This window comes from Vibrio jasicida 090810c (genome assembly GCF_002887615.1).
Lineage (GTDB): Bacteria > Pseudomonadota > Gammaproteobacteria > Enterobacterales > Vibrionaceae > Vibrio > Vibrio jasicida.
The window spans coordinates 764,516-777,220 of sequence record NZ_CP025792.1 but is presented as its reverse complement, the minus strand read 5'-3'; the positions used below and the strand labels follow the sequence as shown (position 1 = coordinate 777,220).

Annotated in this window: 11 protein-coding genes; 3 read left to right on the top strand and 8 right to left on the bottom strand. The window is 43.5% G+C overall.

All coding sequences use genetic code 11. The features are described 5' to 3' along the window. Window positions 1-55 precede the first annotated feature (55 nt). The 5 genes from C1S73_RS03700 to C1S73_RS03680 all read right to left on the bottom strand — a co-directional run bounded on the left by C1S73_RS03700 (window position 56) and on the right by C1S73_RS03680 (window position 5,643). Window positions 56-910, bottom strand: a complete 855-nt coding sequence (locus tag C1S73_RS03700; protein WP_038868710.1) for a MurR/RpiR family transcriptional regulator — start codon at window positions 908-910, stop codon at window positions 56-58. A 310-nt stretch (window positions 911-1,220) separates the two neighbouring features. Further along, a complete protein-coding gene (panP, locus tag C1S73_RS03695) occupies window positions 1,221-2,867 on the bottom strand; it encodes a pyridoxal-dependent aspartate 1-decarboxylase PanP (RefSeq protein WP_038868709.1) in 1,647 nt (548 codons plus the stop codon). 121 nt (window positions 2,868-2,988) lie between these two features. Continuing rightward, complete coding sequence (locus C1S73_RS03690) at window positions 2,989-3,501, bottom strand: hypothetical protein (RefSeq protein WP_038868708.1); 513 nt, start codon at window positions 3,499-3,501, stop codon at window positions 2,989-2,991. A 208-nt stretch (window positions 3,502-3,709) separates the two neighbouring features. Continuing rightward, window positions 3,710-4,615 (bottom strand): LysO family transporter, encoded by a 906-nt coding sequence (locus tag C1S73_RS03685; RefSeq protein ID WP_038868707.1) that lies wholly within the window; start codon window positions 4,613-4,615, stop codon window positions 3,710-3,712. A gap of 107 nt (window positions 4,616-4,722) precedes the next feature. Beyond that, window positions 4,723-5,643 carry an HDOD domain-containing protein gene (locus C1S73_RS03680; RefSeq protein ID WP_038868706.1) on the bottom strand — a complete coding sequence of 307 codons (921 nt, stop codon included), beginning with the start codon at window positions 5,641-5,643 and terminating at the stop codon, window positions 4,723-4,725. 370 nt (window positions 5,644-6,013) lie between these two features. Between C1S73_RS03680 and C1S73_RS03665 the strand changes: the two genes are divergently transcribed. Further along, the gene (locus tag C1S73_RS03665; protein WP_038868704.1) at window positions 6,014-6,601 is read left to right on the top strand and encodes a TfoX/Sxy family DNA transformation protein; all 588 of its coding nucleotides are present in this window, start codon (window positions 6,014-6,016) and stop codon (window positions 6,599-6,601) included. 211 nt (window positions 6,602-6,812) lie between these two features. Here the strand turns inward: C1S73_RS03665 and C1S73_RS03660 are convergent, their stop codons facing one another. The 3 genes from C1S73_RS03660 to C1S73_RS03650 all read right to left on the bottom strand — a co-directional run bounded on the left by C1S73_RS03660 (window position 6,813) and on the right by C1S73_RS03650 (window position 10,003). Then, window positions 6,813-7,361: a hypothetical protein gene (locus tag C1S73_RS03660; protein ID WP_038868703.1), complete on the bottom strand. Its 549-nt coding sequence runs from the start codon at window positions 7,359-7,361 to the stop codon at window positions 6,813-6,815. Between the two features lie 207 nt (window positions 7,362-7,568). Then, entirely contained in the window at window positions 7,569-8,066 is a 498-nt protein-coding gene (locus tag C1S73_RS03655) for a response regulator (RefSeq protein WP_038868702.1), read from the bottom strand. After that, window positions 8,063-10,003 (bottom strand): ATP-binding protein, encoded by a 1,941-nt coding sequence (locus C1S73_RS03650; protein ID WP_038868754.1) that lies wholly within the window; start codon window positions 10,001-10,003, stop codon window positions 8,063-8,065. The genes C1S73_RS03655 and C1S73_RS03650 overlap by 4 nt, the downstream gene beginning before the upstream one ends. 185 nt (window positions 10,004-10,188) lie before the next feature. Here C1S73_RS03650 and C1S73_RS03645 point away from each other — a divergent pair, with 185 nt between their 5' ends. Continuing rightward, entirely contained in the window at window positions 10,189-11,451 is a 1,263-nt protein-coding gene (locus C1S73_RS03645) for a DUF945 family protein (protein WP_038868701.1), read from the top strand. A 131-nt stretch (window positions 11,452-11,582) separates the two neighbouring features. Continuing rightward, window positions 11,583-12,677 (top strand): 3-phosphoserine/phosphohydroxythreonine transaminase, encoded by a 1,095-nt coding sequence (serC, locus tag C1S73_RS03640; protein ID WP_038868699.1) that lies wholly within the window; start codon window positions 11,583-11,585, stop codon window positions 12,675-12,677. Window positions 12,678-12,705 lie beyond the last annotated feature (28 nt).

The following is a 12,705-nucleotide window of genomic DNA, read 5'->3' as shown; positions in this document are numbered from 1 at the left end:
ATGCGGTTATCTGTACAAAAAAAGGGGAGCAATTAAGCTCCCCTTCGTATCTCTATTAGTACTGACTTAGCTTGTCGTAACGGCTATCTTTTAGCGCGTCTTTTACTCGCTTTAGGTTCTCACGGAACCCAGTACCACGACGAAGCGTAAAGCCCGTTGCAAGTACATCAATGACGGTCATTTGAACTACACGACTGGCCATAGGCATGTATACGTCTGTGTCTTCCGGTACATCTAATGTAATCGCCAGTGAGCTTGCTTTCTCTAGTGGCGAATCTTTGGCTGTAATTGCAATAACAGTTGCGCCGTTCTCACGAGCTAGATTCGCAATCTCAACTTGGCTCTTGGTTCGTCCGGTATGAGAAATCAAAACAATTACGTCGTTATCACTGCAGTTAATGCAGCTCATACGTTGCATTACAATGTCTTCGAAGCAAGTAATTGGGATGTTAAAGCGAATAAATTTGTTTTGTGCATCCCGCGCAACCGCAGAAGAAGCGCCAAGACCAAAGAATGAGATACGCTTTGCCTGAGTAAGAAGATCCACGGCACGATTCACTTGCATCGCGTCAAGGCTATTCTTCGCTACATCCAAACACGCCATTGTCGATTCAAAAATCTTGTGGGTGTAGGCATCAGGACCGTCGTCTTCTTCAACATTACGGTTTACATAAGGCGTACCATTGGCAAGGCTTTGCGCAAGGTGCAATTTAAAGTCTGGGAAACCTTTGGTATCCAGACGTCGACAGAAACGGTTAACAGTTGGCTCACTCACGTCAGCCATTTTCGCCAACGTTGCAATGCTTGAATGAATTGCAGTTTGTGGAGACGCCATAATTACTTCCGCAACTTTGCGCTCTGACTTACTGAAATTCTCCAGGTTTTTTTGAATTTTTTCTAATGTATTCATAGTGTTCACGAGGGTATAGAGAACAACTCGCTGGCTCTGTTAACGGGTAGAAACACAAAGTTTCTCGGTCGAGAGGGGCGTTAACGAAAACGACCAGCGCCATAAATTCAGTATAAACCCGATCCTTTATCTGGCTAAAACAAATACGGTTACTATTTCGTGAGAATTTGACAAGCCTCAAACAAAATGTTGTAAAAACTACAGAATTGGATGTGGGATCGAAGGTATGTTGCTCTAGTGGCACAATAATGATGTTTGAGTTACACCAAAAAGAAAGAAATTTTCAATTTGATGTAACTCACATTGGCGCTTAAGAATTGAGAATGTCTTCGACAGTTTCTTCAATCTTAGCCATCAAGCTTGGTGCTTGTTGAGCAATTTCACGTTGCTCATCAAGAACAGCATTCAATATGTCGTTCGTAGTTAGAGGGTTCGCCAGCACAACACGAAATACGATGGTATTCATACGTTGCCATTGGTCTGGATTCAGCCTAGTACGAGAGACAAAGGATTTACCAGTTTCGCGTTGGCGCTTCTGAATAAATTGAGTGAGCTGGTTGATCAGTTCGTTCAATTTTTCTTTTTGCGTGCCCTGTGCCTTTTCCAGTGCTGCTCGTAGGTGAGTTGGTAAATAGCGATAGGTCAGTAAACAAAGTTCAGGCTCAGAGACCAGTTCAAAATCTTCTTGCTGCTTGATGAGATCGGCGAAATAGCGCGCTTTTGCAATACTCTGATCGATAAGCAGTTCGTAACCTGGGCGGCTAATGATGTGCATGGCTGCGTAAACTAGCATCGCCATTCCAGAACGAGAGCCTTCAAGCGTATGGCTGCCAAGATCTTTCGAGCCTTTACGCAGTATGTACTGTGCGTGATGCTCGATGGATTTCATTGCATCAGGATCTTTAAACAGAACCATGCCTGCACCCATAGGAATGTACAGTTGTTTGTGCGCGTCAATCGTGACTGAATCAGCAAGCTCAACGCCACCGAGTAGATGACGATGATTGTTCGACATTAGTGTCGCACCACCCCAAGCTGCATCCACGTGGAAGTGGCAATTATACTGTGCACAAACTTCGGCAATTTGGGCTAGGGGGTCTACGCTACCCGTTTCGGTCGTACCTGCAACACCAACAACAGCGATCGGCTTAATGTTTTGTGCTTCAAGCTCCGTGATTTTTGCCTTGAGGTCATCGACAACAATACGGTTGTTTGCATCTGTCTTGACGGCAACTAAGCCATCTTGGCCTAAACCAAGGACATCGGCGGCTTTCTTAAGTGAATAGTGGCCACGCTCTGATACCAAGATCGCAAGACCTTCGTAGCCATAGTGCTTCATCGCTTTGAAAAGGCCTTCCTTTTCTACACCTTTGAATGCACCATCTGCTTTCAATGCTTTGTTGCGAGCAACCCAAAGCGCAGTAATGTTGGCAATGGTACCGCCAGAACAAAATGCACCTAGAGAATGTTTGGCGCTGTGCATCCACTTACGGTAGAACTTTTCGTCCTGACCGTAGATAAGACTGTGTAGCATGCCTAGCACTTGACGCTCTAGTGGAGTGAAAGCTTTTGAGGTCTCAATCTTCACCAAGTTTTGGTTTAAGGCAATCATGATTTTCGACAGCGGCATTAAAAAATACGGCAGGGCAGAAGTCATGTGACCAATAAAGCTTGGTGCAGAGGTGTGAACCGAGTGAGATACTAAGGTATCTAAAAGGTGCTCGGTATGGTCTGATACAAACTCAGGTTGCTCAGGAATCTGAGCAGAAGAAAAGTCTTTCTCGATTTCACGTAAAGGCTTTTCTTCTGCCACGATGTGTTCACGAAGGAATTGATTTAAGTTTTGGGAAAGACTTTCATCAATTTTCGTCAACGTGGAATCTGGACCTTCAGGAATCGTGAAGATCTTTAACAAGCTCTCGAAGCTAACGTCAGCGGTTTTTTGTTCCTTAACCATAGCAAAGAATCTTTGTAGTTATTTTGGTAATGCGAGCGGCACAATCTAAACCAAAACGGGCGCAAAGTCCCGTTTTAATTATTGAAACCCATGTTGCTGAAATGAAACTTTAGGCGGGGTCTTACTCACACTTCTGCTTTTCAATCTTAGCAATTGATTGATTATACTTGTTAAGCGCAGAATCGATCTGTTTTGGATGGCTTAGCAAGTCAGCAAACGCTGAGCGTAGGTCGTAGTTCTTTGGATGGTTAGCAGATTGACGATCGCTGAAGGTTTTCTTCGCCGCTTCACCTAGGGCATCACTGCGTGTCGCCAGTTGCTTCACATCGTGTTGTTCTAGCTTCAACCATGCTTCAACCGGTTGCTCTGTTGCTACTCGGCTTGGATCGTTTTCTAGAAAATAATGTACTGCTTCACGGTTGAGTTCGAAGTGGTGTTTACGGCCTTCTAAGAACCATTGGCTAACTTCGTTTAATTCAGGGTATTGAGTCACGGTTAGGTCTACGAGATCTTGATACCACTGTAGGGAAGCATCAATGTAGCCATCGTATTTAGTTGCAAGACATTGCTGATCAGCAGCAAAAGTAAAAGTTGAGCTTGTAGCGAGGAGCGCCGCAACGACAAAGCGTTTCATTATTATTCCTTTTGGTTGTATTCCCTTTGTAACCCCAATAGACATATGCCTTGCCTGTTACTGATTACCGATCCAAGAGTTAAAAATTAAAGGGCTCGATAACAAAGCGGTGAACCAGAAAATTCTCTTCGAATTGAGCATTTTGAGGTTACTTGGGTATTTGAATTTTTGCCGTATTGTAATGGATGTTAATGAATATTCCTGAGATCTAGCTAGCAAGAGACACAAAGAAAAGCATCATAACTGGCACTAATAAGCTCAAGATAAAGCCACTTACAATGGCAACAGGCACACATCGAACACCGCCCGTGGTTTGAATGACGGGTAGGGTAAAGTCCATCGCCGTCGCGCCGGCGTAGCCAATTGCTGTAGATGGATAACTGCGAATAAGTAGTGGAATGGCAATCAACGCGACCAATTCACGCATCAGCTCAATTAAGAAAGAAGCGCCGCCAAAGATAGGCCCAAAGGCGTCACCCATCAAAATGCCAGCCAGTGAATACCAGCCAAAACCAGAAGACATCGCCAAAGCTTGATAAAGAGGAAGATCCAAAATCATTGCAGCAATTACGCCGCCAAGCATACACGTTGCAATGATCACTGTCGCAATCGCCATACCTTGCTTGTTGAGTAGGATTTGTCTAAGCGTCAAACCACTATTGCGTAGTTGAATGCCGATAAAGAAAAGCAAAAGGAATAAAATCCACTCGCTCGCTGTGTCCACCCAAGACAAACCAATAGGAAGAAACAAGCCAGCAACTAGGCCACCACCCACAACAACGACAAGTTTGATTGACTCTAAAGCCATTGACGAAAGAGGAAGTTTCTTTTGATTCTGATCAGTTTGCAAAGGAAGCAGCTTATCGACCAAAGGTAAAGCGAGTAGGTTGCATACGCTCAGGCAGGCGAAAAATGTGCCAGCGTAAAGAAGAATAGTTTGTAAATTACTACCAAGGTTGTCCAATGCCGCAAGGCTCAAACCCATCAAAGAAAGAATGACGTAAATGAGGTATGAGGTCGACTTGTTGATTTTCTCCAACATCGAAGCTCGAGAAATTGGAATTAAATAGCCCACCACCAATGGGGCGAAGATAAATAGCATCCCTGAGAACATAAAACTCAATGATTCCTTTATGAGGTAAGCAGAATAACTTAGCCACGTATAAACGGATCAAAACACTATTTGAGCTTTAACGTGGCTGGATTTGATGTATCGGGAGATTAAAGGCCGCTGGCACTGAGAACTTCTTTAATTTCACTTTGGAAGTCAGTATCACTCATATTGCTGAGTTCATACAAGACTTCTGCACCAGTTAAATTAAATTCTACTTCGTGTTCTTCAATTCGCTCATCCTGATTACGGAACATCAGTAAATGGTTTGCAATGCGGGCTATATCCAGATAGCTCACTTCTGGACGGGAAGTTTGATATTTTTCGTTTGAAGACACTTCACGGAAATCGTTGTCGAAGCCCCATTTCTCAAGCACGAGTTTACTGGTTGCAGAGCAGCGAGTTTGGAATATTTGCAAAGCAATATCAGAATCGAGGTAATTCCCTCTATCAAGATACAGGTGGTATTCATTGATAAGGCAGAACAAACCGATATCTGCAAGTAAGCCAACAAGTAAGGCTTTCTCTTGCTCGAGATGCCCATAGGTAGCGGGCTCATGTTTTTTAAACTCTTGAACCACCAATACCATTGCTGCGCCAAGCTCACGGGAGACCGCTGCGCTCTTTACTAAGATGGCATTGCATTCTTTGGTTAAGTTCACCGAGTGCTTTAATTGTTCAATAGCTTGTGCGGTAACGATATCTCTTACCCTCAGGATACCTAAGCGTGAAACCGCGGTCGTGAGATCATTACAGGTGATGTTGCGGCGGTTAAAGATAACAGAGTTAGCGACACGAACAACGACAGCAGCAAGGCCCGGGTCTTCGAGTAGGGCATTAGCAACGTCGGCAATCGTTGTATGTTCTTCAGTACAAAGCTGCTGAATTTTAAGTACGACATCAGGGATTGGAGGAAGGGATATTTTACCGGTAGAAATGGATTGTTCTACCAGTTGAGCGAACTCAGATTCCAATGCTTTTATAAGCTTATCTTTATTATTGGGTAGCCAAAAAAATGATAGATGTTCCATTACGACGCTGTGCTAGAGAGCTTTCGTACAGTGTACCCTCACAGTATGTTAGTAATCAATTAAATACAGGTTTGACTCTCGCAATTGCTGTATTAATCACCATGGCGTTCGGTTTTTGGCAGTGGTTGTGTCAAAAAAACATCGCTTTAGGATGGGTAAGTGTGAAACTAATCACGTATGTGGAATTTGTACTTTGGCATATGTGACATAGATCCTAACTTATTTTTCAACGTTAAGTATGATTAAGGCAGTTGGTGAGCGCAATTCACAAAAATATCGCCAACATATCGACATTTTATAATTCGCACTAAGCTGCTGTTCATCTGGTGACATCGCTAATCGGGGTAATTTATTCAGATTAAAGAGGTCAATGGACATGACAGACCAAGCTTTTTTTAACTATGTAAGCAATTTTAGTGAGTATCAGAAACGTTCAATGTTCGGCGGCATTGGTTTATTTAGCAATGACGCTATGTTTGCTCTTGTAAGTAACGACTGTTGCTACTTGCGCGGCGGAGACGAACTCGACGCAGAATTTACTCAACTTAACTGTGAAAAATATAAGCACGTCAAAAAACAAACGACGGCAACAGTTAACTACTATGACGTAACAGACTTATTCGATGCTGGCTTTGCTGGTCTTGATACGTTGTTACAAAAATCTATAGATTGTTCAATTAAGGAACGTAAATACCAAAAGTCCTCAGCCAGTAGACGCCTACGTGATCTGCCAAACATGCAACTGACGTTAGAACGTATGGTGAAAAAAGCAGGAATCGATGACGTAGAGACGTTTTTGGAACTTGGCCCAGTGGAAGTATTCAATAAAGTAAGAGTTGCGTACGGCAGTGATGTCGACGTGAAGCTTTTATGGAAATTTGCTGGTGCAATTGACGGCGTTCATTGGAAACTTATCCAAGAGCCACGTAAAAAGCAGCTACTGGCAATGTGTGAGTAAGCTTATTTAGTTTCACGATGATTGACTCGTCTTAGATGAAGTCAGCGAGTCATAAAAGTGAGCGTTGAAAGCGACAAAAGGAAGTTGGATGCTTTTAGCCACTTCATTCGAGTTAGTCATTGCAACGAATCAATAATTAAGAACAAAAAAACCGAGGTGAGTACCTCGGTTTTTGTTTTTCGGCTTCAGTTAGATTTCAATCAACTTGAGATTAGAACTTGAAGCGAGTGGTGAACATCACTTGATCACCATAGAAATCATTAATACGCGCTTCTGCACCTAGAGAGAATAGCTCTGTAGAGTGGAAACGAGCGTAAACAGAACCAATCCAATCGTCATCGTTATCGATAGACACGTAGCCAGCTTTACCACCCACTTCTAGTTGAGGACCAAGCCATTGGCGAACACCAAGGTTAAGTTCCATACCAACATCAGTACTGCTTGAGTTTGAAGGCTGTACAACACGCATTAGCATTGCACCTGTTAGATCAGCCCAGTTGTTTAGTGGCGAGTGGAAACCAAAACCCGCTGCTGAATCGAAATCACCATCGAATTCAGAGTCGATGCGAGCAATGATGTGCGCATTTGGGTGAATTGATTTGCTGAAACCAGCACCGAATGTTACTGGGCTTGCACCGATACGAGCTTCCATGTAGTCGTAGCTAAAGTTGCTCATTGTTGCTGGAGCGTTGTAATCGTTCGCAGCTAGAGCTTGGCTAGATGCCAACAAAAGGGCAGCGGCTAATAGTGTTTTACGCATAACTAACGATAAACCTTGTCTTATAGTTCCATGGATCCAAGTAACCACTTGAACCGTAATCTGATTTGTTCGACATCATAATAAAAACGAAGGTCTACGACCAACAAAAATGTGTCGATGTTTTGTCAATTGACTCAATTGTGCCAACTTAACAGCAAAAAACGCGCCAGATTCTCTTTATCTGTCCGCGTTTTCTATCGGGAGTGGTTATTCACCAAAGCTACTGCGTCGTTTTGCCATAGCGTTCAAAATAGCTTCGGAATCTAGAATTGCAGTCCATGATAAAAGGTTATCGTCGTTTTCTATCATGAAAGCAGTCAGTTGCGACACAAGCGCCTCTCGAAGCGCTTCGCCTTTCCAAGGTTTTGCGATGTAGTAGTCTAAACTAGCGTGGTTCACCGCTTCTACGGTATCTTCTAGCCCGGCTTGTCCTGTGAGCAGAATTTTACGTGCAGATCGAGTGTCGCTATTTTGACTCAACTCAATCAAAAAGCTGATACCAGTTTGTTCTGGCATAATATGGTCGCAAAGAATGAGAGCCAAACGAACGCCTTCGTCGGTCATTTCTTCTATCACCTGTTTCGCTTCTGTGACAGACTCTGCACCCTCGACAACAAAGTTATCTTCAAAGGGCATGAGATCTTGAAGGACACTATCCAAGACTTCTCTTTCGTCATCCACGCACAAAATCAGATATTTCGTCATGTTTCATCTCCTTCTGATGTGATAGGTAGCCAAACTTTCATGCAGGTGAAATGGTTCAACTCAGAATCCACTTCAATCCAACCATTGTGGCTTGCCACGATTTGCTGGCAAATTGAAAGCCCGATACCTAAGCCAAAGTTACCTTCTTTCTTTGTTGTAAAGTTAAGTTCGAAAATCGCTTTCTTCTGTTGTTCAGGAATGCCGCATCCGTTGTCTTTAAACGAAATCACAGCATAAGGTTGATGGTTTTTTTCGATTAGTTGCGACTGAATGCTGAGTCTCCCTTTTTCTGGGAATGCGTCAATTGCGTTGGAAATGAGGTTTGTCCACACTTGTTGTAACGCGATAGGCTGACACAACGTGTTGGGTAAGCTCGCATAATCTGTCGCGACCTGATGCAATTTGAGGCGATTCTCGAAGATGACCAATGTATCTTCTATGCCTTCATGAAGGTCAGCATAGTGTAGTGTTTCATCATCTGAACGAGCGTAACCTTTTAAGCTCTTAACCATGTCGGCAATACGGGCGGCGCAGACGTTAATCGAGCGAAGTGATGCGCCTACTTGGTGATATTGTTCTAACGTTCCCAATGAGCGCAGTGACGCCGGTTCTTGGCGATTGAGTTTATCGATGAAGGCCAAGTCTGATTCTAATCCTAGATTGACCACTTTTTTTCCTAAAGCGCGGTCGGGTAGGTAATGGTTGAGTTGTTTCACTCTTTCCCTAAGTTCTGCTGTTGAGGCCGGCTTGGCTTTTTGAGCATGAATGAGCAGTTCTACGCCTTTTTCTTGAATGTCGTCGGTTGGGAGTTTGGTGAGTAATTCTTCCAGCGTATGGGTTAGATTTTCGACGCCACGCAATATGGCAGCGATTGGGTTATTGAGCTCGTGCGCTACGCCTGCGACTAATTGGCCGAGCATGGCCATCTTCTCACGTTCAATTAATTGTTGATGAGCAGACTCTAATGATTCTAAGGTTTTTTGTAGCTTCAACTTGGTATTGATACTGCGTTGTAATCGGCGGTTAAAGTGACGAAGGAGCAAATTAGTAAACAGTGGTAGCAAATTAGAATCACTCTGCATCACCTTACGGAACACTTTTCTGTCCAGTTTTATGACTTCTGTTTTGGTCAGTGTTAACGCTGTCGAGAAGGAGCTTTCTCCAGTAACAAACGACATGCCACCTACGATGTTGCCTTTTGAGTGACGAACGACCTCACGTTGCATACCAAGTTCGTCTCGCTTATAAAGCGCAACCTCGCCACTGGTGATAAACCATAGAAAGCTGTTTGGCTCTCCCTCTACCGTTAGTAAGTGTTCGGGTGAGTAGGTTCGGCATGCTTCGCTATCGTCATCTTGGGTGAAAAAACATTGCAACGCGCTAATCACTTGCTCTGCCAATTCACTATCAGAGAGGGCATGGTAATCATTCAAAAAGCCCGCCTGATAGTTACCCATTTGGTTTTCAATATGCGCACGTAACAACTTGTGCTGATCGAGAATTTGGCTATAGCTGAGCAAATCTTCTTTGTCGTGACGAAGGATAAATTGAGTCAATTCTTTTTGGGCAGTATTGAAAAGAACTTTATCGGGTAGAGGTTTGGTCAAGCAGTGGTCGAGACGCCCTTCGTTTACCGCCGTTAAAATAGCTTCGATATCGGATGAACAACTGATCAGTATTCTCCGAGCGTTTTGCGTGTGAGGTTTTCGGTCTAGACCGATAAGAAAATCAACACCATTAAAGTGTGCGTGGTGACTTGCGATGACTAGAGCAACGGTTTGCTCTCTTTCTTCTAGGTATTCGAGTGCGCTCTGCGCTTCTTCTATGGATTCGACAGAGAGAATATCAAATTTGCTTGAAAAGGCGGACAACTCCAATCGAAATTGCTCAGCACTGATAGGATTATTGTCGAGGCACAATACAGCGTAACGGTTCACAGGTGTTTGAGCTCCGGTTAAAACTTGGCACAAACAACATATCAATTAAACACCGCAATGGTTGAGAGCTGAGTATTGTTCTCGATTAATGAACTAAAATAACCATCAATAGTCTGATTTAACTCAATGTTTTATCCGCTTAGGGTTTGGGTTAGACTGAGCACAAATACTCAATAAGTGATGTTATGGAAAATCTTAAAAAAATAGGTGCCATCGGTGGTGCCATTTCTCTTGCGCTTTGTTGGCCACTTGCGGTTGGGCAGATTGGTCAAACCATCATTGAAGATGGTATTGCAAACATGAATGATGACATGGTGAAGGGCGAGATCGTGGAATACGACCGCGGTTACCTTTCTTCGGTTGTCCTTACTCGTTACACCGTGGTTGACCCAGATATCAAAACTCAACTTGAGCGTGATGGTTTGCCAACAACTTTCGATGTTACGAGTGACTTATCTCACGGTTTAACCAGCCTTACGGCGGACTCTAAGCTGGTGGACGCTGATTTCCTACCACTTACGATGCACAGTAAAACCCAACTAAACGGTAATACTGCCTTTACCTTAGATTTGGATAGCTGGAACTATCAAAACGATGCTCAAGGAATGTCATTATCGACGAGCCCATTACAAATCACTGGTGACGTGACGGTGCTTGGTGATCTGAACTATCAAGTTTCAGTGCCTTCAGTACAAGTGGATTTTGAAAACGGCGAAGAAATTCATTTAACCGAACTGACTGGTCAAGGGAAAGGTAAGCAAGCAAAGGGGTACTGGTTAGGTGAACAAACGTTCTCATTGCAGAAGCTGGATGTCGTTGATGCGCAACTTGCTCCGATGTTTATGATTGAGAACGCGACATACAACGGTAACACTTCTCTTAATGAAACTGGCGACAAACTCAACAGTAAATTGAACCTAGAAGCCAACCAACTGCGTTTGACGGATGGGACAGATGTCGACAACTTTAAGTTGGACTTTTCAATCGCCGATGTTGACAGCCAATCGTTTGATCAGATTATGTCTATCTATCAAAACTCGCCAATGCTAGATGAGCAAGAAATCCAAACGTTACTTCCTCACATTGATACGTTGTTTAGCAAAGGCTTTAAATTGTCAGTGAATGAGCTTTCTCTTGCGTTTGGTGAAGGTAAATTCCGTAACGAATGGCAACTGTCTGTGCCAGAAGGAACGGATAATATCACTCAAGACCCAATGAAGTTAATGACGGCAACAAGTGGTTCGCTAAGCACTTATTTCTCTGATGAGCTTGTGGATCTTTACCCATTCATCCAAGAAAGCGTGGATGAGCTGATGGTGATGGAACTTATCGAGAAAAAAGACAACGGCTACCAATTGAAAGCACAAATTTCTGATGGGAAACTGAAGTTCGAAAATGGACAAGAGTTTCCTTTAATCGCTTTGCTTATGCCTGCATTGATGCAATAGGCAAGTTTACAACGTAAGTTTTTAGCTTTTTCAGATTAAAAAGAGGTCGTAAGACCTCTTTTGTTGTTTTTATCCCCACGAAAACATGATATTAATTTCGTCATACTTACTTAGCAGGAGCAATGAGCATCATGGAACAAAATACGGACAACGTATTTAACTTCAGTGCAGGGCCAGCAGGTCTGCCAAAAGCAGTCATGCAGCAAGCACAAAAGGAGCTAATTAATTGGCAAGATCTTGGAACTTCAGTGATGGAAATCAGTCACCGTAGTAAAGAGTTCATCAAGGTTGCGGAAGAAGCAGAGCAAGACCTTCGTGATCTTCTTAATATCCCAAGTAACTACAAAGTACTATTTTGCCAAGGTGGTGCTCGTGCTCAGTTTGCCGCTGTTCCGCTTAATCTATTAGGTGATGCAGAAACTGCGACTTACATCGATGGTGGCTACTGGGCTGAAAGTGCAGTGGCAGAAGCCAAAAAATACTGTGAACCAGATGTTTTCAACGCGAAGACAGTGATTGATGGTAAAACGGCCGTACTACCTGCAACAGAGTGGAAAATTGCCCCTGACGCAGCGTACGTGCATTTCTGTCCCAACGAGACCATTGATGGTATTGAAATTAATGATCTACCAGTGACCGACAAACCGATTGTTGCGGATATGTCTTCAACGATTCTCTCGCGAGAAATTGACGTATCGAAATACGGTGTGATTTATGCAGGCGCGCAGAAGAACATCGGCCCATCAGGAATCGCGATTGCTATTGTTCGTGATGATCTGCTTGGTCTAGCGAAAGAGGTACTACCAAGCATTTTGGACTACAAAGTGCTGGCAGAAAAAGAGTCTATGTTCAACACACCCCCAACGTTTGCTTGGTATTTATCTGGTCTAGTTTTCAAATGGCTAAAAGCGCAGGGTGGTGTTAAAGCTATTGAACAAGTGAACCGTGAGAAAGCGGCGCTGCTTTATGATTATATCGACCAGTCTGATTTTTACCGTAACGGTGTGCATCCAGAGAACCGCTCTTTAATGAACGTCCCATTCCAACTGGCAAAGCCAGAGTTAGACGGAACATTCCTTGAATTAGCGGACGCTAAAGGTCTAAAAGCACTAAAAGGGCACCGCGCGGTTGGCGGTATGCGTGCTTCAATTTATAACGCAATGCCGTTAGAAGGTGTGCAAGCGTTGGTCGACTTTATGCGCAACTTTGAGCAAGAGTATGCTTAATCCAGACCTGTGATATAATCCTCCAAAG